This window comes from Mesorhizobium sp. M0074 (genome assembly GCF_040322975.1).
Taxonomy (GTDB): domain Bacteria; phylum Pseudomonadota; class Alphaproteobacteria; order Rhizobiales; family Rhizobiaceae; genus Mesorhizobium.
In genome coordinates, this window is sequence record NZ_JAMYUM010000022.1 from 18,733 (window position 1) to 39,506 (window position 20,774).

The 20,774-nt window shown below is 63.9% G+C and carries 19 protein-coding genes; 10 read left to right on the forward strand and 9 right to left on the reverse strand.

The window, feature by feature from the left end; translation table 11 throughout:
• Nucleotides 1–144: 144 nt before the first annotated feature.
• The 5 genes from NKJ73_RS25670 to hutI form a co-directional block, all read right to left on the reverse strand.
• Nucleotides 145–732 carry a HutD/Ves family protein gene (locus NKJ73_RS25670; RefSeq protein ID WP_352571515.1) on the reverse strand — a complete coding sequence of 196 codons (588 nt, stop codon included), beginning with the start codon at nt 730–732 and terminating at the stop codon, nt 145–147.
• 8 nt (nt 733–740) lie between these two features.
• Nucleotides 741–2,411: a urocanate hydratase gene (gene hutU / locus NKJ73_RS25675; RefSeq protein ID WP_352457143.1), complete on the reverse strand. Its 1,671-nt coding sequence runs from the start codon at nt 2,409–2,411 to the stop codon at nt 741–743.
• 32 nt (nt 2,412–2,443) lie between these two features.
• Nucleotides 2,444–3,262, reverse strand: a complete 819-nt coding sequence (gene hutG, locus NKJ73_RS25680; RefSeq protein ID WP_352571516.1) for an N-formylglutamate deformylase — start codon at nt 3,260–3,262, stop codon at nt 2,444–2,446.
• Nucleotides 3,263–3,708: 446 nt separating this feature from the next.
• Nucleotides 3,709–5,244, reverse strand: coding sequence for a histidine ammonia-lyase (gene hutH / locus NKJ73_RS25685; protein WP_352571517.1), 1,536 nt, complete (start codon nt 5,242–5,244; stop codon nt 3,709–3,711).
• On the reverse strand, nt 5,241–6,476 hold the full coding sequence (gene hutI, locus NKJ73_RS25690) for an imidazolonepropionase (protein WP_352571518.1): 1,236 nt from the start codon (nt 6,474–6,476) through the stop codon (nt 5,241–5,243). Before hutI ends, hutH begins: the two co-directional genes overlap by 4 nt.
• A 98-nt stretch (nt 6,477–6,574) precedes the next feature.
• Between hutI and NKJ73_RS25695 the strand changes: the two genes are divergently transcribed.
• From NKJ73_RS25695 to NKJ73_RS25710, 4 genes are all read left to right on the forward strand, one after another.
• On the forward strand, nt 6,575–7,927 hold the full coding sequence (locus NKJ73_RS25695; protein ID WP_352571519.1) for a formimidoylglutamate deiminase: 1,353 nt from the start codon (nt 6,575–6,577) through the stop codon (nt 7,925–7,927).
• On the forward strand, nt 7,924–8,685 hold the full coding sequence (gene hutC / locus NKJ73_RS25700) for a histidine utilization transcriptional repressor HutC (protein ID WP_352571520.1): 762 nt from the start codon (nt 7,924–7,926) through the stop codon (nt 8,683–8,685). Before NKJ73_RS25695 ends, hutC begins: the two co-directional genes overlap by 4 nt.
• Nucleotides 8,686–8,847: 162 nt before the next feature.
• A complete protein-coding gene (locus tag NKJ73_RS25705) occupies nt 8,848–9,402 on the forward strand; it encodes a DUF4142 domain-containing protein (RefSeq protein ID WP_023677111.1) in 555 nt (184 codons plus the stop codon).
• A gap of 247 nt (nt 9,403–9,649) precedes the next feature.
• Nucleotides 9,650–9,892 carry a polymerase gene (locus NKJ73_RS25710; protein WP_352571521.1) on the forward strand — a complete coding sequence of 81 codons (243 nt, stop codon included), beginning with the start codon at nt 9,650–9,652 and terminating at the stop codon, nt 9,890–9,892.
• 105 nt (nt 9,893–9,997) lie between these two features.
• Here NKJ73_RS25710 and NKJ73_RS25715 read toward each other — a convergent pair whose 3' ends face one another.
• The gene (locus NKJ73_RS25715) at nt 9,998–10,894 is read right to left on the reverse strand and encodes a DUF1236 domain-containing protein (protein ID WP_352571522.1); all 897 of its coding nucleotides are present in this window, start codon (nt 10,892–10,894) and stop codon (nt 9,998–10,000) included.
• Between the two features lie 96 nt (nt 10,895–10,990).
• Between NKJ73_RS25715 and NKJ73_RS25720 the strand changes: the two genes are divergently transcribed.
• From NKJ73_RS25720 to NKJ73_RS25735, 4 genes are all read left to right on the forward strand, one after another.
• The gene (locus NKJ73_RS25720) at nt 10,991–11,290 is read left to right on the forward strand and encodes a DUF1236 domain-containing protein (RefSeq protein ID WP_023677114.1); all 300 of its coding nucleotides are present in this window, start codon (nt 10,991–10,993) and stop codon (nt 11,288–11,290) included.
• Nucleotides 11,291–11,635: 345 nt separating this feature from the next.
• Entirely contained in the window at nt 11,636–12,484 is an 849-nt protein-coding gene (locus NKJ73_RS25725) for a MetQ/NlpA family lipoprotein (RefSeq protein ID WP_352571523.1), read from the forward strand.
• A gap of 133 nt (nt 12,485–12,617) precedes the next feature.
• Nucleotides 12,618–13,682, forward strand: a complete 1,065-nt coding sequence (locus NKJ73_RS25730) for a methionine ABC transporter ATP-binding protein (RefSeq protein ID WP_352571590.1) — start codon at nt 12,618–12,620, stop codon at nt 13,680–13,682.
• Nucleotides 13,663–14,319, forward strand: coding sequence for a methionine ABC transporter permease (locus tag NKJ73_RS25735; RefSeq protein WP_023677117.1), 657 nt, complete (start codon nt 13,663–13,665; stop codon nt 14,317–14,319). The genes NKJ73_RS25730 and NKJ73_RS25735 overlap by 20 nt, the downstream gene beginning before the upstream one ends.
• Before the next feature lie 45 nt (nt 14,320–14,364).
• Here NKJ73_RS25735 and NKJ73_RS25740 read toward each other — a convergent pair whose 3' ends face one another.
• From NKJ73_RS25740 to NKJ73_RS25750, 3 genes are read right to left on the reverse strand one after another with little or no spacing between them, the layout of a single operon-like run.
• Entirely contained in the window at nt 14,365–14,739 is a 375-nt protein-coding gene (locus NKJ73_RS25740) for a hypothetical protein (RefSeq protein ID WP_023677118.1), read from the reverse strand.
• The gene (locus NKJ73_RS25745; protein WP_352571524.1) at nt 14,736–16,421 is read right to left on the reverse strand and encodes a hydantoinase B/oxoprolinase family protein; all 1,686 of its coding nucleotides are present in this window, start codon (nt 16,419–16,421) and stop codon (nt 14,736–14,738) included. The genes NKJ73_RS25740 and NKJ73_RS25745 overlap by 4 nt, the downstream gene beginning before the upstream one ends.
• 1 nt (nt 16,422) lies before the next feature.
• Nucleotides 16,423–18,507, reverse strand: a complete 2,085-nt coding sequence (locus NKJ73_RS25750) for a hydantoinase/oxoprolinase family protein (RefSeq protein ID WP_352571525.1) — start codon at nt 18,505–18,507, stop codon at nt 16,423–16,425.
• 218 nt (nt 18,508–18,725) lie between these two features.
• On the opposite strand from NKJ73_RS25750, the gene NKJ73_RS25755 reads away from it, so the two are divergent.
• Entirely contained in the window at nt 18,726–19,553 is an 828-nt protein-coding gene (locus NKJ73_RS25755) for a ferredoxin--NADP reductase (protein WP_352571526.1), read from the forward strand.
• A gap of 162 nt (nt 19,554–19,715) precedes the next feature.
• On the forward strand, nt 19,716–20,765 hold the full coding sequence (gene deoC, locus NKJ73_RS25760) for a deoxyribose-phosphate aldolase (protein WP_031211867.1): 1,050 nt from the start codon (nt 19,716–19,718) through the stop codon (nt 20,763–20,765).
• Nucleotides 20,766–20,774 lie beyond the last annotated feature (9 nt).

Consider the following 20,774-nt stretch of genomic DNA (forward strand, 5'->3'; position numbering starts at 1 on the left):
AGATGCCGTCTTTCGACAACTTCCAGGCGGCACTATGAGCATCGTTTCGGCTTCTGATCGGCGGAAGATTCAGGCTTTTTCGTGATGCAGCGACCAGCTTACGCGATATTTGGCCGGCGTCACGATCATGTTTGGAAACAGACGTTAATCGTTGCCGGCAATACGGTCGATGCGGATCACGAACAGCATGGCCGGCCGGACCGGATCCAGGCGCAGTTCCGGCGCTTGCGCCCCGAGCAACAGCGCGTCGAGCGGCCCAAGTTGCATGGGCGCCGCGCCGGCCACGCTGAGTTCGCCGTCGACGCACAGGATGAGTGTTTCATCGGCTTCGGCCTGGATCTCCGTCGGAGCCGAAATCAGCAGGCGCTCGACCGTGTGGATCGCCCGGTCGCGGCGGGTCATGACGTTGAGGTCGGTGATCGGACCGGCGATCAGCGTGGCTTGCGTCGGCACGTCGGCCGGAAAGGCAAGCGGTGCGGAAGCCTTGATGATTTCGACCGGTAGCCGGCCGGCGATGTCGAGGATCATGCCCTCGCCTTCCAGCAACGCCAAGGTCCGGTCGACGCCGGCAAATCCGGAAAATGGGCCGCCGCCCTCGACCAGCGCCATCGAGACGCGCCAGTCGAAATCGTCGAGCCCGGCACCTGGCGGCGAGACGGCAATCTCCGTCGTCACCCCGCCGCCGTTCTTCCACGGCATCGACCGGTATTCGGCTGCCCGAAGGATGCGCAAGGCGCGGCTCAGCCCAAAATGCCGGGCAGGTTGAGCTGGTTCTCCCGGGCGCACTCGATCGCGATGTCATAGCCGGCATCGGCGTGGCGCATGACGCCGGTCGCCGGATCGTTCCACAGAACCCGCTCCAGGCGCTTGGCCGCCTCGGGCGTGCCGTCGGCGACGATGACCATGCCGGCATGCTGCGAAAAGCCCATGCCGACGCCGCCGCCATGGTGCAGCGACACCCAGGTGGCGCCGGACGCCGTGTTGAGCAAGGCATTGAGCAACGGCCAGTCGGAGACGGCATCGGAGCCGTCCTTCATCGCCTCCGTCTCGCGGTTCGGCGAGGCGACCGAGCCGGAATCGAGGTGATCGCGGCCGATGACCACCGGCGCCTTCAGTTCGCCCCTGGCGACCATCTCGTTGAAGGCGAGGCCGAGCCGGTGGCGATCGCCAAGCCCAACCCAGCAGATGCGCGCCGGCAGGCCCTGGAAGGCGATGCGCTCACGCGCCATGTCGAGCCAGTTGTGCAGATGGGTGTTGCCGGGGGTCAGCTCGCGCACCTTGGCGTCGGTCTTGTAGATGTCCTCGGGATCGCCGGAAAGCGCTGCCCAGCGGAACGGGCCGATGCCGCGGCAAAACAGCGGACGGATATAAGCCGGCACGAAACCCGGGAAGGCAAAAGCATTCTCGAACCCCTCCTCCTTCGCCACCTGGCGGATGTTGTTGCCGTAGTCGAGCGTCGGCACGCCGGCATTCCAGAACGCCACCATCGCCTCGACATGCTCGCGCATCGACGCGCGGGCAGCTCTTTCAACGGCCTTCGGGTCGCTGGTGCGCTTCTCGCGCCACTCGGCCAGCGACCAGCCCTTGGGCAGATAGCCATTGAGCGGGTCATGCGCCGAGGTCTGGTCGGTGACGATGTCAGGGCGCACGCCGCGCCGCACCAGTTCCGGCAGGATGTCGGCGGCGTTGCCGACCAGGCCAACCGATTTCGCCTCACCGGCTTTGGTCCAGCGCTCGATCTTTTCCAGAGCCTCGTCGAGCGTGTCGGCGCGCTCATCGACATAGCGGGTGCGCAGCCGGAAATCGATGCGGTCGGGATCGCATTCGACGGCCAGGCAGCAGGCGCCGGCCATGACCGCGGCGAGCGGCTGGGCACCGCCCATGCCGCCGAGACCGCCGGTCAGGATCCACTTGCCCCTGAGATTGCCGCCATAATGCTGGCGGCCGGCCTCGACGAAGGTCTCGTAGGTGCCCTGCACGATGCCTTGCGTGCCGATGTAGATCCACGAGCCGGCCGTCATCTGGCCGTACATCATCAGGCCCTTTCTATCGAGCTCGTTGAATTTCTCCCATGTCGCCCAGTGCGGCACGAGATTCGAGTTGGCGATCAGCACACGCGGGGCGTCAGGATGAGTGCGGAACACGCCGACCGGCTTGCCCGATTGCACCAACAGCGTCTCGTCGTCGCCAAGCGTCTTCAGCGAGGCAACGATGCGGTCGAAATCGTTCCAGGTGCGCGCCGCCCGGCCGATGCCGCCATAGACGACCAGTTCGTTGGGGTTTTCGGCGACGTCTGGGTCGAGATTGTTCATCAGCATGCGCAACGGCGCTTCCGTCAGCCAGGTGCGGGCGTTGAGCTCGCTGCCGCGCGGGCTGCGCACTTCACGGATGTTGTGGCGAGGATCGGTCATGATTGTCCCTTTCGAGTGAGGTGCACCGCGCGTCAGCGTTCGGCCCAGGCGATCGCGGTTTCCAGGATCTTCTTCAGCGTGACGCGGATCGGCGCCGCGAATTCGGCCTCGTAAGGCACCGGCCAGTTAGCCGGTTCGCCCTTGCCTTCGGGCTCGCGCATATAGCCGCGGTTGGAGAGTTCCATCTGCAGCGCGTGGATGCCGGCTTGCGGCTGGCCGAAATGGCGCGTGATCCAGCCGCCCTTGAAGCGGCCGTTGACGACGTAGCTCTCGCCGGTTTCGGCGAGGATCTGGCCAACCGTCGCTTGCAGCGTCGGATCGGCGCTCTTGCCGTCATTGGTGCCGAGATTGAAGACCGGCAATTTGCCTTCGAAAAGGCGCGGCAGCACCGAGCGGATCGAATGGCAGTCATAGACGACGACCTTCCCATGCAAAGCGCGCAGCCTGTCGATCTCGGCCTGCAGAGCGGCATGATAGGGTACGAAGAACTTCTCGCGGCGTTCGTCGATCTCCGACGGTCCCGGCTCTTCGCCCTTGCGGTAGAGCTGATCGCCGTCAAAGGTCTCAGTCGGGCAGAGCCCAGTCGTCGTCTGGCCGGGATAGAGCGAAACGCCGGACGGATCGCGGTTGACGTCGATAACGGTGCGCGAAATCGCCGTATGCACAACGGTCGCGCCGAGGTCTTCTGCGAAGTCATAAAGCTTGTCGATCCACCAGTCGGCGTCACGGCGGCCGAGCCAGGGCGAGACCAGCCGGCTATCGAGGCCGGCGAGATCGATGCCGGTATGCGGGATCGAAACCAGCAGGGGTGCTGTGCCTTGGGTGACGGTGAGCCAGGAGGGCGAGGTCATAGAAGATTCTCCCGCGTCGGAGCTCTACGGCACCCCCCTCTGTCCTGCCGGACATCTCCCCCACGAGGGGGGAGATTGGCCGTCAGACCGGCTTTCGCCATTCTCCAACGTTGCAGGACAGAGCGAGGCGCCGCAGCTGCCAATCTCCCCACTAGAGGGGGAGATGCCCGGCAGGGCAGAGGGGGGCGCGAAGGAACTCGACCAAGCGTACCGACGTCGGGATTGCCGACAAGGCGAGGCAGCGCAGGGAATTCGCATTTTACTGCCCGCTGCAACGCATTTTGTTCTTGCTTTGTGCCGGTAGCTATGCTACTAATTTCGGTATGGTGCTGATTCGGCCCGACGACCCGCCTTTGAGGCGGGTTTTTTGTTTCTGGATTTGAAAGTTTCGGTGTTGCCGGGGTGAGGTCGGCGCGACAGAACGCGACCTGTCACGGCACACCGCCTCATGACGCAACGCCCGGCAGTTTCACCGCACCCGCGGCCTTCACCGCCGCGCCGCTGCGTATCATGGCGATGGCCTTCTCCATGTCGGGGTGGAAGTGCCGGTCGTTGTCGAGATGCGGCACCTCTGCCCTGACCAGCCGGCGCACCGCCTCCAGTGCCGCGCTCGAGGCCAGCGGTGCGTGGAAATCGCAGCCTTGCGCGGCGGCCAGCAATTCGATGCCGATGACGGCCGTCGCATTCTCGACCATGCCGATGAGGCGGCGCGCGCCATGCGCCGCCATCGAGACGTGGTCTTCCTGGTTGGCCGAGGTCGGGATCGAATCGACGCTGGCCGGATAGGCCTTTTGCTTGTTTTCAGAAACCAGTGCTGCCGCCGTGACCTGAGGGATCATGAAACCGGAATTCAGACCCGGCTTGGGCGTGAGAAAGGCCGGCATGCCCGACAGCGCGGGATCGACCAGCATGGCGATGCGCCGTTCCGACAGCGAGCCGATCTCGCAGACGGCGAGTGCGATCATGTCGGCGGCGAAGGCGACCGGCTCGGCATGGAAATTGCCGCCCGAAAGTGCGGAGTCGTCCTCGGCAAAGATCAGCGGATTGTCGGTGACGCCGTTGGCCTCGGTGCCGAGCGTCTCGGCGGCCTTGCGGAGCACGTCGAGTGCTGCGCCCATCACCTGCGGCTGGCAGCGCAGGCAATACGGATCCTGCACGCGCTCGTCGCCGACGCGGTGCGATTCACGGATGGCGCTGCCGGCCATCAAATTGCGCAACGCCTCGGCCGTCTCGATCTGGCCGCGATGTTTCCTGAGCAGATGGATGCGTGGATCGAACGGAGCGTCGGAGCCCTTGGCGGCATCGGTCGACAGCGCGCCGGCGACCAGTGCCGACTGGTAGAGCACTTCCGCCTCGAACAAAGCGGCAAGCGCATAGGCGGTCGAAAACTGGGTACCGTTGAGCAGCGCCAGGCCTTCCTTGGCGCCCAGTGTCACCGGCTCCAGGCCGTGCGAAACGAAGGCGACCTTGGCGGGAAAGCGGCCATGCGGGGTAAAGCACTCGCCGACGCCGATCATCACGGCGGTCATGTGCGACAGCGGCGCAAGGTCGCCGGAAGCGCCGACCGAGCCTTGCGCCGGCACCACGGGGATAACGTCGTTGGCCAGCATCGCCTCGATCAGTTCGATCGTCCGCGGCCGCACGCCGGAGGCGCCCTGTGCCAGGCTGGCCAGCTTCAGCGCCATCATCAGCCGGCAGATTGCGACGGGCATCGGCTCGCCGACGCCGGCGGCATGAGACAGCACGATGTTTCGCTGCAACGTTTCCAGATCGGCGGCGGGGATGCGGACGCTGGCCAGCTTGCCGAAGCCGGTATTGATGCCATAGACCGGCTCGCCCTTGGCAACGATCCTGGCGACGGCCTCGGCGCTGGCCTTGATCTTCGGCCGGCAGGCATCATCGAGCCTCAGTGCGGCGCCGCGATAGATGGCGCGCCAATCGGCCAGCGTGGCATTGCCCGGCCTTAGCTTGAGTTCGGTCATTGTCCCCTCCAGATGCGGGCATGCAGCGGGTTGAAACCCATGCGGTAGACGAGTTCGGCCGGGCGCTCGACGTTCCAGATCGCCAGATCGGCGGATTTTCCGGCCTCCAGCGTACCGGTCTGTCCAAGCAGCCCGAGCGCGCGGGCAGCCTCGCGGGTAACGCCGGCAAGGCATTCATCGACGGTCAGGCCGAACAACGTCGCGGCCATGTTCATGGTCAGCAGCAGCGAGGTCAGCGGCGACGTGCCGGGATTGTTGTCGGTGGCAACGGCCATCCTGACGCCATACTGGCGAAACAAGGCGATCGGCGGCTTCTTGGTCTCGCGGATGAAGTAGTAGGCGCCGGGCAGGATGGTCGCCACGGTTCCGGCCTTCGCCATCGCCGCCGCACCCGCCTCGTCGGTGTATTCGAGGTGGTCGGCCGATAGCGCACCATAGCGCGCCGCAAGTTCGGCGCCGTGCAGATTGGACAGCTGGTCCGCATGGAGCTTGACCGGCAGGCCCGCCGCCTTCGCGGCATCGAACACGCGGGCGATCTGCTCCGGCCAAAAGGCAATGCCTTCGCAAAAACCGTCGACAGCATCGGCCAGGTCCTCGGCAGCGACGGCCGGCAAAATCTGCTTTGCAACAAGATCGATAAAGGCGTCCTTGTCACCTTTTGCTTCGGGCGGCAGCGCATGAGCGCCGAGGAAAGTGGTCCTGACCGTCACCGACCGCTCATCGCCCAGCCGTCGTGCGGCGCGCAGCGACTTCTTCTCGTTTTCGAGGTCGAGACCGTAGCCGGATTTAATCTCGACGGTGGTGACGCCTTCGGCAATCAGCGCATCGAGGCGCGGCAGCGACTGGGCGACCAGTTCGTCCTCGCTCGCCGCGCGCAACGCCTTGACCGACGAGACGATGCCGCCGCCGGCCTTGGCAACCTCCTCATAGCTGGCGCCGGCCAGCCGCATCTCGAATTCATTGGCACGGTTGCCGGCGTGGACCAGATGGGTGTGGCAGTCGATCAGGCCGGGCGTAATCCAGCGGCCTTCGCAGTCGGTCGCCTCGGCGCCCTCGCGGAGAGCCGCCGGCATGTCGACTTCCGGCCCGGCATAGACGATCCGGCCGTTGCGCACGGCGACCGCACCGTGCTCGACGACGCCTGACCCGGCGCTGCTTTCGGCCATGGTCGCGAGGCGCGCATTGCGCCAGAGGCGAAGCTCTCCTGCCCGGCTTTTGCTCTCTGCAGCCATTATCTTTTCCGTTTCAATCGGTGACGATTATGTATATACATAACAAAAGGCACTGCAAGCGCTATCATCGCATGGCAGGCCGGGATTTGGAGAAAAACGTGACAGCAATCTTTGCGGAACAGGCGCTTCTGCCCGACGGCTGGCACAGCAATGTGCGGATCGTCATCTCCGACGGCAGGATCGCCACGGTCGAGGCGAATACCTCGCTCCTGCCTGGCGACGAGCGCCGTGCCATCCTGCTATCAGGGATGCCGAACCTGCACAGCCATGCCTTCCAGCGCGGCATGGCCGGCCTTGCCGAATTGCGCGGCCCTTCCGCCGACAGTTTCTGGAGCTGGCGCGAGGTGATGTACCGTTTCGCGCTGTCGATGACGCCGGACCAAGTCGAGGCGGTCGCGGCCCAGCTCTATGTCGAGATGCTGGAGGCCGGGTTCTCGCGCGTCGGCGAGTTTCATTATTTACACCATGACCGCGACGGCCGGCGCTATGCTGACATCGCCGAGATGGCGCAGCGCATCGTTGCCGCAGCGTCCGAGACAGGCATCGGGCTGACTTTGCTGCCGGTGTTCTACGCGCATTCCTCTTTCGGCGGCGCTGCGCCAAATGAAGGCCAGCGCCGGTTCATCAACGATGTGAACCAGTTCTCGCGGCTTGTTGAGAAATGCCGCGAATCCATTCGCGCGCTGAATCAAGGCGTCGTCGGCGTCGCCCCGCACAGCCTGCGCGCCGTGACACCGGAGGAACTGGAAAACATCATGGTGATCGCACCAGAGGGGCCGATCCACATCCACATCGCCGAGCAGATGAAGGAGGTCGAGGACTGCCTTGCCTGGTCCGGCGCGCGGCCGGTCGAATGGCTGCTTGCCAACGCCAAGGTCGACCAGCGCTGGTGCCTCATCCACGCCACCCACATGACCGACACCGAGACGACCGATTTGGCGAAAAGCGGCGCCGTTGCCGGTCTCTGCCCGATCACCGAGGCCAATCTCGGCGACGGCACCTTTGCCGCGTCCTTGTTCATGCAGCATGGCGGCCGCTTCGGCATCGGCTCGGATTCAAACGTACTGATCGGCCTGCCGGACGAGTTGCGGCAGCTCGAATATTCGCAGCGCCTCGCCCGCCGCGCCCGCAACGTGCTGGCGGTGGCCGGCGGCTCGACCGGCCGTGCGCTATTCGATGCAGCGCTCGATGGTGGCAGTGCCGCGCTGGGCGCCGGCCCCTCGCAGATCGCAGCAGGTGCCTCGGCCGATTTCGTCTCGCTCGACGGCAAGCATCCATCGCTGGCCGGCAAGACGGGCGATGCAATCCTCGACGCCTGGATTTTTGCCAACGGCACCAAGGTCGATTGCGTCTGGGTGCATGGCAAGAAACTGGTCAGCGGCGGCATGCATGCCAGGCGCGATGCCATCGCCGAGCGGTTCCGCAAGGTGATGACGGCGCTTTCGGCATGAGCATGATCGAGGCAATAAGCGCGGATTCTGGAAGCGCGGACGGCGGCGAGGTTCTTTCGCTGCACCAGCGCATCCTGTCGGACATCAGCGAACGGATCCTGTCGGGTGCCTGGGCGCCCGGCCACCGCATCCCGTTCGAGCATGAACTGACGGCCGAATACAAATGTTCGCGCATGACCGTGAACAAGGCGCTGTCGCAACTGGCCAAGGCCGGGCTGATCGAGCGCCGGCGTCGTTCGGGCAGTTTTGTACGCCGGCCGCAGTCGCAGGCAGCCGTTCTCGAAATCCACGACATCCGGATCGAGGTCGAGGCACTTGGCTTGCCCTACCGCTATGAGCGCATGGCGCGAAACAGAAGGCGCAGCAGCACCGACGACCGCGCCCTGCTGGAACTCGACGTCGCCGGGCCGGTGCTGGTGCTGGAATGCCGGCATTTCGCCGGCAAGCGGCCGTTCGCCCACGAGCAGCGGCTGATCAACCTGGCTGCCGTGCCGGAGGCCGCCGAAGAGGCGTTTTTCGACACCGCGCCCGGTCCGTGGCTGATCGGCCGTGTGCCGTGGAGTGCGGCCGAGCATCGCATCCGCGCGGTTGCCGCCGAAAAGCACGTAGCGGCGGCACTCGACATCGCGACGGGCGCACCGTGCCTGGTGATCGAGCGGCGGACATGGAGCGCCGAGCACCCCATCACCCATGTCCGCTTCACCTATGCGGCAGAGAACCACACCCTGGTGGCGCGGTTCACGCCGTCGCAGGGGTAAACCCTCCCCCTTGAGGGGAGGGTCGGCGAGTGATCGGAGCGAAGCGGAGATTGCGAGACGGGGGGGGGGGGGGGCGGCGGGGCCCCCCCCACGACCAGGCAACCTCGCCGCAGCTTGCGCGTTGAGCCATCGGAGGGATGACATCAGCCTCGGAGAACCCCCATGAAAACCCTTCTATCCATCACTGCGGCAGCGATGATGGCTGGCGCACCTTTGGCTGCTTTTGCCCAATCGGCGACGCTGACGCCTCTAACGACCGACACCATGAGCAAGGTTGACACCGCGACGTTCGTCAAGACCGTGCCCATCGCCAATACATTCGAAATCGAATCGAGCCGACTTGCGCAGACGCAGGCGACTGCCGACGACGTGAAGGCATTCGCGGCGCAAATGGTCACGGACCACACCAAGGCCGGCGAGGACTTCAAGGCGGCGCTCAGCAAGGGTCAGACGACTTCGGCCACCGCGCCAGCCGGCCCGTCGCTGGACACCAAGCACCAGGCGCTGCTCGACCAACTCAAGGAGGCCAGCGGGGACAGCTTCCAATCGAAATATATCGACATGCAGACCCAGGCGCATAAGGAAGCGGTGGCGCTGTTTTCCGCTTACGCGAATTCCGGCGACGATCCGGCGATGAAGGAGTTTGCCAAGAAGACGCTGCCGGTGCTGCAAATGCACGAACGTCATGTCAAGAACCTCGCTGCCGCGCATCAATGAGAGCGAAGAGTGCCTTTTGCAAACGAAAGGCCGCCCCACACACGGCCTGTGTGACGCGGCTGTCGTCCGGCCACACGGCCGGGAACAAAGCACCGAGAGTGCCGTTATTTATCCGGCTTGTTCGGGGAGGATCCAATGGAAGGCGGCATTCGCGCGGCCTCAAGGATAGTAGCGCCGGCTTTCGGCGCCGTCCTGGTCGCCGCTGTCACAGGCTGAAATCGCTTTCCGAACGGGACAGGCTGCCTTCATGCGCTACGGCGAGATATTTGCAAATGTTACGGCACTCATGTTGCTGGCCTTGATGATTGGCGGCGTCTTCGTCCTGTTTGGAGAGCCGCTGTGGCCGCGGCACTACGCGAGAATGGCGCTGGTTACGGATATCGATGCCATGACCACCGCGTCAGTCCGAACAAGCTGCGTGCCCAGTCCCTGCCTGCCCGACACCATCGATCACACAGTGCTCACTCCTCGCCCCGAGGACGGACCTTGATTTGCGATTTGCAGACGCTGGAGCCGGGTACGGAAAAGCCCGCCGCCCGAGCTGCGCGGCGGGCTTTTTTGGTGCATCAACCCACGGTAGACCGTCTGGCCACGACTAGGTCAGGATAATCACGATCTCGTAGGTATTCGGGTCGACGATGACGATCCGGCCGTCGGCGAGCACGAAATACTCATAGCCTTCGTAAGCCGGAATGATCTTGACGATGCGCGCCGGCAGGCGATGCAGCCGGACCTTCTTTCGCGGAACCTCGACACCGACAGAGATGTCGAAATCGACGCTGGAAACCGGTTGGACGTTCGTCTCCTTGATGACCTGCGTGATCTCCGTCTTCTGTTCAACGGTCACATTGTTGATGGAAGCGGTCGAACTCTGGTCTTGCGTCTGCGTCGAGGCATTGCCCTGAGTCTGCTCGGTGGTCGTGGTCCCAGTCTTGCCCTGAGCCTGCTCCTCGGTCTTCATTTTCGTGCTGCCTTGGCCCTGCTCGGTGGTGGTGGTTCCGGCCTTGCCTTGGGCCTGTTCGTCGGTCTTCATCTTGGTGCTGCCCTGGGCCTGCTGGTCAGTCGTGGCGCCAGCCTTGCCCTGAGCCTGCTCGTTGGTCTTCAGTTTCGGTTTGCCCTGGGCTTGCTGGTCAGTCGTTGCGCCGGCCTTGCCTTTGGCTTGCTCATCGGTCTTCAGCTTCTTGTTGCCTTGCGCCTGTTGATCAGTTGCAGCGCCGGCCTTGCCCTGAGCCTGCTCGCCCATTTTGGCGCCGTTCTGGCAATTGGCAGTGCCGGCTGCACAATTGGCGCCGGACTGGTCGTCGGTCGACTGCTGCGTCTGGGCAAGTGCAGCCCCGCAGCTGACGCTGATTGCTAGCATGCTGGTGATCAGAACGCCTTTCATGAGAGATCTCCTTGGAAAACGCGTCCCTTCACCGCGTAAAACTGCGGCTAAAAAACTTTGTTCCAAACTAATGGAGCGAAACGGCAAGCGATCCGAGTGGCGGAACAAGCTCCACCTGATGACGTTACCGGCCTATAGCGACCCCGCTGCGAACAGCATGACGCGGCGCAGCGCAGAGGTGGCTCACCATGAAAGGAGACGATCATGAGAATGCATCTTTCGGCAGCCGCGGCTGGGTTCTTGCTGCTTGCGGGTATTGGCGCCGCTGCCGCTCAGGACGTGGTCATCGAACCGCAGCAGGAGACGATCGTACGCGAGTATGTGAAAAAGCAGCCTCTGGCGTCCGTCCAGCTTCCCGGCGTGGAGCTCAATGTCGGCTCGACACTGCCCGATACCGTCGAGCTTCATGAGGTTCCCGACGTCAAATACCGCTATGTCGTCGTCGACAATCGGACCGTCCTGGTCGATCCTGGCACGCGCAGGATTGTAAAGGTCATCGAGTGAGCAAGCGCGTCGCTTTGAAGGGACATGCGGCGCGTCCAGCATTGTCGACATCCCACACCGCTGCCCGTGTTGGGCATTCGGACGCAGAAAGGCCCGCCGCTTCGAAGCACGGCGGGCCTCATAGCGGAGACGACGTCCGGACAATTTCTGAACCAGCATTGGCTTAGAACGCATGATCCCAGCACGCCCTGTGCTCGCCAGGCCCGAAACTTTAAGAGAATATTCCTGGCTTCGCATTTCGCGGGAAATACGGTGCTTTGATCCGACGGTCAGCATTCCCGATGATGCCGGCAAGGCTTGGCACTCCGCCTGGCCGCAACGACTTCAGAACCGACGGGATAGATCATGTCTGGGAATACCAACACTTTGCTCTCATTTCTCTCCGCAAGTATAAACCGGCGCGCCGGTCTGGCTGTACTTTTCGCGTCGGCGGTTGCGATTGTCGGCCTTGCTGCGCCGTCGTTCGCCGAAGACAAGACGGCGGTCAAGGTCGGCATCATGAGCGGCGAGGACGAGGATGTGTGGCGCGTCGTCACCGCCCAGGCGGCGGAGAGGGGGCTGACGATCGAGACCGTGGTGTTCAACGACTACACCCAGCCGAATGAAGCACTCGAGCGTGGCGAAATCGACGCCAACGCCTTCCAGCACAAGCCCTATCTCGACAACCAGATCAAGACGCAGGGCTATCACATCGTCCCGGTCGGCTATACCGGGGTCTGGCCGATCGGCCTCTATTCCAAGAAGTACACGAAGATTGCCGACCTGCCCGAAGACGCCGTCATTGGCGTGCCGAACGACCCGTCCAATGAGGGCCGCGCACTGCGCGTTCTGCAGAGCGAAGGTCTGATCAAGCTCAGGGAAGGCACCGGCATTCTGGCTACGACGACCGACATTGCCGAAAACCCGAAGAAATTAGTCGTCAAGGAGCTTGACGCCGGGATTGTCGGGCGCTCGGTGGAAGACCTCGACGGGGCCGTGGTCAACACGGATTGGGCGCTTAAAAGCGGCCTCACACCGGAGAACCGCATCGCCCAGGAGGCGGTGGCCGACAATCCCTACCGCAACTTCATCGCGGTCAAGGCCGGCAATGAAAACCAGCCCTGGGTAAAGACATTGGTCGCCTCCTACCAGAACGAAAAGGTGAAGGCCGAATTCGACCGAGTCTACAAGGGAACCGGCATCAGCGCCTATTGATACCGAGCTCGACTTGGCGCTGAAGCCCGGCATGATAAAGCGGTCCGCGCTCCAACGCGGACCGCGATCGCGTTTTGCGGGCACGAATACAGGAACTTTCATGAACCAGCATTTCGCCTCGGTCACCGAAGTCATGCATCCCGTCGGCGGCCGCTCCGCGGGACCGAACGATGTCGTGCGCCTCATCGAGCTGAAGCGCTGCTTCGGCGCGACAGCGGCGCTGGACGGCGTATCGCTCAGCGTGCGCCAGGGCGAGATCCTCGGCATCATCGGCCGGAGCGGCGCCGGCAAGTCGACGCTGATACGCTGCCTGAACGGCCTGGAGCGGCCGGATACAGGACAGGTCTTCATCGAAGGCCGCGACATCAGCCGGCTCGGCGAGCGCGAATTGCAACCGCTGCGTCGGCGTATCGGCATGATCTTCCAGCATTTCAACCTGCTGTCTGCCAAGACGGTCGAAGACAATGTAGCGCTGCCGCTCAAGATCAAAGGCCGGCCAAGGGCCGAACGCCTGGCGCGCGCTGCCGAGCTGCTCGAGCTCGTCGGCCTGTCGGAGAAGGCGAAAGCCTATCCGGCGTCGCTGTCGGGCGGGCAGAAGCAGCGCGTCGGCATTGCCCGGGCGCTTGCGGCGCGCCCGGCGCTGCTGCTGTCCGACGAAGCGACCTCGGCATTGGACCCGGAGACGACGCGCTCCATCCTCGCCTTGCTCAGAGATATCAACCGGCAGCTCGACCTGACCATCCTGCTCATCACCCATGAGATGGAGGTGATCCGTTCGATCGCCGATCGTGTCGCGGTGATCGACGCTGGGCGGATCGTCGAGCAAGGGCCGGTGTGGTCGGTGTTTGCCGATCCGAAGTCGGCGATCACACAAAGCCTGCTCGGCGGCATCCGGCCGCAATTGCCGGCGGAGATCGCAAGCCGGCTAACGCAGAACGCCGGCGTGGAGGCGATCCTCAGGATCGACGTGGCGGGTGAGGCCGCCCGAAGCCCGCTTTTGTCCGATCTTGCCTCGGCAGTTCCCGGCTCGTTCCGCCTCGTGCATGGCGGCATCGATCACGTCCAGCAGCAGCCTGTCGGTACACTGTTCGTGGCGGTCGCCGGCAGCAATGAAGCTCACCTGGCAGAGGTGATCGCGTTCTTGAAAGCCCGCCAAGCGCGGGTGGAGGTGCTTGGCCATGTCGCCGGTTCTGTTTGAGCTTCTCGCCCGTTCGATCTGGGAAACGATCCTGATGACGGCCGCCTCCGGCCTCATCTCGCTGGTTTTCGGGCTGCCGCTCGGCCTGGCGCTGGTCGCCACCGACCGCGGCGGTATCGCCGAAAACCTGTGGATGAACCGCGCGCTCGGAGCGGTCATCAACGGCTTCCGCTCGGTGCCTTTCATCATCCTGCTGGTTGCGCTGATCCCGGTGACGCGGCTGATCGTCGGCACCTCAATCGGCACCTGGGCAGCGATTGTGCCGCTGTCGATCGCGGCGACGCCCTACTATGCCCGGATCGCCGAAGTGTCACTGCGCGAGGTCGACCACGGGCTGATCGAGGCAGCACGCGCCATGGGCGGCAACCGCTGGACGATCATTCGAGAGGTGCTGGTGCCGGAAGCGTTGCCCGGCATCGTCGCCGGCTTCACGGTGACGCTGGTGACGCTTATCGGCGCCTCGGCCATGGCTGGCGCCATCGGCGCCGGCGGGCTCGGCGACCTCGCCATCCGCTACGGCTACCAGCGCTTCGAGACGTCCGTCATGATCGCCGTGGTCATCGTCCTGATCGTCCTGGTCTGCGGCATCCAGTGGGCCGGCGACCGGCTGGTCGCGAGGCTGGACCACAGGGCATAGCGGTGCGCAGCGGTCTGGGCGATATGCCAGCACCCGGTAAAACCCTCACTGCCGGTCCGGCTTCTCCACCGCGCTCAGCGCCGCCAAGCCTTGTAGCGGCGGCTCTCCGGCCTGCAGATATCGTTGGATCAGTTGCTCATCCTCTGCGCCTTTATAGGCTAACGGAATACCTCTGATTTGAGCGGGCATGTCCCAATCGAGCGGCCGATCCTCCGGCGCGAACCACTTGCATCGCCGAACCTCCACCCAATGCCGGCGAATTGACAAACAATTGCCGAGGCCGTCGTCTTCGTAGCCGAACTCCACTCCACAGCACGAACATATGATGGAGCTGGGTTCTTTGCCGTTCTCGCCCCATGGCAGATCGGGAGATTGATCGAGGCCGCAGACACGGCATTTGAATTTGTCTTGTGGATTCATTTGATCCCGAACAGGTCCCTGGCTTGCTCGGCGGTATAGTACTCTAGCCTGACGTCCCGAGCGACCAATTCCGGATCCCGCTGCAACGGATCGCCGTAGCCGCCGCCGCCCGGCGTGCTAACGCGCACGCGGTCGCCTGCCTTCAGCGCGATGTCCTGTTCCTTGGAGAGGTGCGGCGGCACATGTTCCTTGCCGTCGCGGAACACGGTGACCGTGTTGACCGCGCCGTCCTTGCCGCCGAGCGCGCCTTGCGGGCCGAAGCGGCCGTGATCCATGACGAAAGAGGCGCGGGCGTCGCCGCGCAGGATCTCGACCTCATAGGCGAGGCCAAAACCGCCGCGATGCTTGCCGGCGCCGCCCGAGCCTTCGCGCAGGGCGTAGTGGCGGTAGAGCACCGGGAAGGCCTGCTCCATGATTTCGACCGGTGGCGACTTGGAAATGCCGATGGTCGAGCAGCCATTGGTCAGGCCGTCGTGACCGGCATTGCCGCCATAGCCGCCGCCGGAGATCTGGTACATGACATAATCGCGGCCGCGGGCCGGATCGTTGCCGCCGAGCGCGAAATTGCCGCTGGAGCCGGCGGGGGCCGCCGTCACCTTGTCCGGCAGCGCCTGCACCATCGCCGCGAACACCGCTTCGGCAATGCGCTGCGAAACCTCAGCCGCGCAGCCCGATACCGGCCGCGGATATTTGGCGTCGAGGAAGGTGCCTTCCGGCCGCTTGACGATCAGCGGCTCGAAGGCGCCAGCGCTGATCGGCACGTCGGGGAAAATGTGCCGCATGGCGAGATAGACCGAGGACAAGGTCGTCGCCAGCACGCTGTTCATCGGCCCAGCGCAGGGCTTTGACGAACCGGAGAAGTCGAAGCTGAGCGTGTCGCCCTGTTTTTCGACCGCCAGCGCGATAGTCAGCGGCTCGTTGACCACGCCGTCGGAATCAACAAAAGCCTGCGACCGGTAAATGCCGTCGGGAATGGCTGATATGTTCGCGCGCATCTGTTCGGCGGCGCGGCGGCGCAGTTCGGCGATCGCACCGACGACCGTTTCATCTCCGTAACGATCCAGGATTCCGTTCAGTCGGTCTTGACCGATCAGCAGTGCCGCCGCCTGCGCCCGGATGTCGCCGATGCGCTGGTCGGCAACCCTGATGTTCGAGCAGATGATGGCGTAGATCTCAGGGTCGAGCACGCCCTTCTTGAATAATTTCACCGGCGGCAGTCGCAAGCCTTCCTGCTCGACCGCTGTTGCCGAGGCGGAAAAGCCGCCCGGCACCGAACCACCGATGTCGGGCCAGTGGCCGGTGTTCGACAGCCAGCAGAATATCTTGCCGTCCCGATAGACCGGCATGGCGAAGCGCACATCCATCAAATGGGTGCCGCCGAGATAGGGATCGTTGACGATGTAGATATCGCCTGGCTCGGGCGGCAGGCAGCGACCGTCGGCGATCATCTCGATCACCGTTTTGGTCGAATACTGCATGACGCCGACGAACACCGGCAGGCCCTGGCTGCCTTGCGCGATCAGCGAACCATCGAGCGCCGAATAGATGCCATCCGAACGGTCATTGGCCTCGGCGATGACAGGCGAGAAGGCGGCGCGCGAAAATGTCAGGTCCATTTCGTCGCAGACTTGCTGTAGCGCCGCCTGGATGACCGAAAGGGTGATGGCGTCGAGTTTTTCCATCTCAGGCCTCGCCGATATCGATGATGATGTTGCCGTCGGCATCCGATCGCGCCCGGTCACCGGGCTCCAGCACAGTCGTCGCGTCCATCTGTTCGAGGATCGCCGGACCTTCGATTGTTGCGTCGAGCGGCAACTTCTCTCTGCTGTAGACCGGCGTGTCGTACCAGCGCCCGCCATACCAGACAGGCCGGATCTCGCGCCGCGCCTCTTCGAGCGTTTTGGCGCGCCCAGCCGGGTCGATCAGCCGGGACAGATCGATTGCCGGCCGCACGCCGGTGACCGAGGTGTTGAGGTTGACCAGATTGGCGCGGATTTCCGGCAACTGGACCTTGAAGCGGGCGAAATAGGCCTTCTCGAACAGTTGCTGCAGTCCCTCGCGTGTCACCGCAGATGACGGCAGCGGCACGTTGATGATATGCGTCTGGCCGACGAACTGCATGTCGGCGGAATGCGTGACGCGGATCATTTCCGGCTTCACCGCCTCCTTGCCGATCAGCTCCTTGCCTTCGTTTCGGTGCCGTTCCAATGTCTCGTGGAGTTGGATTTCATCGAGACGGGCCACCGGCTGGTTGACCGTATTAACGAAATCATGGCGCAGATCGGCGACGACGCAGCCGAGCGCATTGGTGATGCCCGGCCGCGCCGGCACCAGCACCTTGGGCAGGCCGAGCTCGCGCGCCAGTGCCGTCGCATGCAGCGGCCCGGCGCCGCCGAAGGCGAACAGCGCGAAATCGCGCGGGTCGTGGCCGCGCGACACCGACACCATGCGGATGGCGCCGGCCATCTTCACGTTGCCGAGCCGCAGCACCGCACCCGCCGCCTCGACGCCGGACAAGCCTGTGGCGCGGCCGATCCTGTCCTCGAATATGCCGGTGACCCGTTCGACGGTGACCGGGTTTTCCACCGCGAGCAGCTTCTTCGGCGCCAGCCTGCCGAGCACCAGATTAGCGTCGGTAATGGTCGGCTCCAAGCCGCCGCGTCCGTAGCAGATCGGGCCGGGATTGGCGCCGGCGCTTTCCGGGCCGATCTGGATCAGACCGGCCGCATCGACGCGGGCGATCGAGCCGCCGCCGGCGCCGACCGTATGCACCGCCACCATCGGCACGTGGATCGGCATCGCATACTCGATCTCGATCTCGTTCGACACCGCCGGCTCGGCGTTGCGGATCAGCGCCACGTCGGTCGAGGTGCCGCCCATGTCATAGGTGACCAGGTTTTCGAAGCCGGCGCGTTTTCCCGTATAGGCGGCAGCAATGACGCCGGAAGCGGGGCCGGACATGACGGTCTTGGCCGACTCACGTGTGACAAAGCGGGCCGAGATCATGCCGCCATTGCCGTTCATGATCAGGAAGTCGCGGGCGTAGCCTTTTGACGCCAGCTCCTTGCGCAGCCGCTCGACATAGCGTTCGAGGATCGGTTGCACCGAGGCGTTGACCGAAGCGGTGACGCCGCGCTCGAATTCGCGCGCTTCCGAAAGCAGCGCATGGCCTGTCGTGATGTAGCCGTTCGGCCAAAGCTCGGCCGCGATCTCGGCGGCACGCCGCTCATGCCTCGGGTTGGCGTAGGAATGCAGGAAATGGATGACGAGGGATTCGCAGCCGGCCGCGATCAGTTGTGAAATCGCTGCCCGCATCTCGGCCTCGTCGAGCGGTATGCGCACCGCGCCCGAGGCCTCGACCCGCTCCGACACTTCGAGCCGCAGATTGCGCGGAATGATCGGCACGAACGTGCCTGTCATGCCATAGGCTTGCGGCCGTGTCCGCCGGCCAAGCTCGATGACGTCACGAAAGCCGCGCGTGGTGATCATGCCGGTTTTGGCCAGCCGGCGCTCCAGCACCGCGTTGGTGGTGGTCGTCGTGCCGTGCACGATGAGGTCGATGCCGTCGACGGGAAAGCCGGTGGCACCAAGAGCTGCAACGACGCCGAAAGCCTGGTTGTCGACCGTCGTCGGGGTCTTGGCGATATGCACCCGGCCGCCGTCACGGCCGTCGATCAGAAGCAGGTCGGTAAAGGTGCCGCCGACATCGATACCGGCGACGACGCTGCCCGTCGAATCCAGAGCTTGCGCCGAAAAATTCTGTTCCATTGTCGAAACCCGAAATGCCCGAACTGCTTACATGCCTCAGTTTGGAAAGCTGTTTTACGGCGGCGTCTTGACGCAAATATCGTTTGTATACTAATAAATTCCGGACACAAGAGCTTACCGCTTCGGAGTGTGCAAACGGCACGCTGGAACCTGACCGGTTCGGGCGCGCAGGTGAAGATTTGGCGCGGGCGCTGAGCTGGCCCGGAAGGTTAGGTTTGATGAACACCATATCCGCGTTCAACACTGCCGGCGCCCGGCCGTTGCAGTTCCCGATACCGGCCAATGTCTATGCCGAAACCGTCGTCTCGGTGAAGCATTATACCGACCGGCTGTTTTCGTTCCGCATCACCCGGCCGCAATCGCTGCGCTTCCGTTCCGGCGAGTTCGTCATGATCGGCCTGCCCAATGCCGAGAAGCCGGTGTTCCGCGCCTATTCGATCGCCAGCCCTGCCTGGGACTACGAACTCGAATTCTTCTCGATCAAAGTGCCGGACGGCCCGCTTACCTCGGAGCTGCAGAAAATCGAGATCGGCGATACCGTCATCATACGGCAGAAGTCGACCGGCACGCTGGTGGTCGACGCGCTGACGCCGGCCAAGCGCCTGTTCATGATCTCGACCGGCACCGGCATTGCTCCATTCGCCAGCCTGCTGCGCGATCCCGATACCTATGAGAAGTTCGAGCAGGTTATCCTGACCCATACCTGCCGCGACAATGCCGAGCTCACCTACGGCCAGGAACTGGTGGCCGCACTGGAGAACGATCCGCTGATCGGCGAACTGACCGGCGGCCGCGTCACGCTGTATAATTCGACGACGCGCGAGACCTCCGAGCGCATGGGCCGCATCACCGCGCTGATCGGCTCGGGCAAATTCTACACCGATCTCGGCATCGACAGGCTCAATCCCGAAACCGACCGCATCATGATCTGCGGCTCGATGCATATGCTGAAGGACGTCAAGGAACTGGCCGAAAGCCACGGCTTCCAGGAAGGCTCGCTGCATCATCCGGCAAGCTTCGTCGTCGAGCGCGCCTTCGTCGGCTGAGACGCGCAGTTCAGCGTCCGCTGGTTCGAGACCCTGATTTTGATCATGCGGTCAAAAATCGGCTGCCTTGACTGTCTTTTTCCGCTATGACCGCTTGAAGGACTCGTGAAGCGCTGCTTCACGGTCTATCTTCGGCATAAGTCGCTGAACAAGGGGCAGGAGATGAGCAGCACAATCCGCGAAACCGACGTCGGCATATCGAAGGTCACGCCGCTGCCGGCACGCGCCGCCGCCAATGCACCAATCCCGCAAGCCCATGGCATTGCTCGCAATCCCGGCATGAGGCTCGATCTCGGCTTCATGGAATCGATGCGCGGCGTCAACCGCTCGGCGCTGGAACGCCGCGTCGCCAGCCTGACCAAAAGACGCTCGATCAAGGCCGATAACCAGGCCGCCTGGCTGCTGCGCGCCGTCGCCTGCATGGACCTGACGACGCTGAACTCGAACGACACGGAAGAGCGCGTGCGCCGGCTTTGTGCCAAGGCGGTCAACCCGTTCCGTCGCGACATTGCCGAGGGGCTCGGCATTACTGGTGAAAAGATCCGCCCGGCGGCGGTCTGCGTCTATCAGCCCTTCGTCGCCACTGCCGTCGAAGCGCTGCGCGGCAGCGGCGTCCATGTCGCCGCCGTTTCCACGGCTTTCCCGCACGGCCTTGCACCGCTTTCGACACGTCTGCAGGAGATCGAAGCATCGGTAAGGGACGGCGCCGACGAGATCGACGTCGTCATCCCGCGCGGCCTGGTATTCGGGGCGAAATGGCAGGAGCTCTATAACGAGATTGTCTCGATGCGCGCCGCTTGCGGCGAGGCCCATCTGAAGGTGATCCTCGGCACCGGCGACCTCGCGACGCTGCGCAACGTCATGCTCGCCTCGATGGTGGCGATGATGGCGGGTGCAGATTTCATCAAGACCTCGACCGGCAAGGAAAGCGTCAACGCGACGCTGCCGGTCGGCCTTGCCATGGTGCGCGCCATCCGCGCCTATTTCGAGGAAACCGGCTATCTCATCGGCTTCAAGCCGGCCGGTGGCATTTCCACGGCAAAAGCCTCGCTCGATTGGCTGGTGCTGATGAAAGAAGAACTGGGCCGGCCGTGGCTGGAGCCGGAGCTGTTCCGCTTCGGAGCATCGAGCCTTTTGACCGACATCGAGCGCCAGCTCGAGCATCATCTGACCGGCCACTACTCGGCCAATCATCGCCACGCGATGGCGTGATTCGGAGCG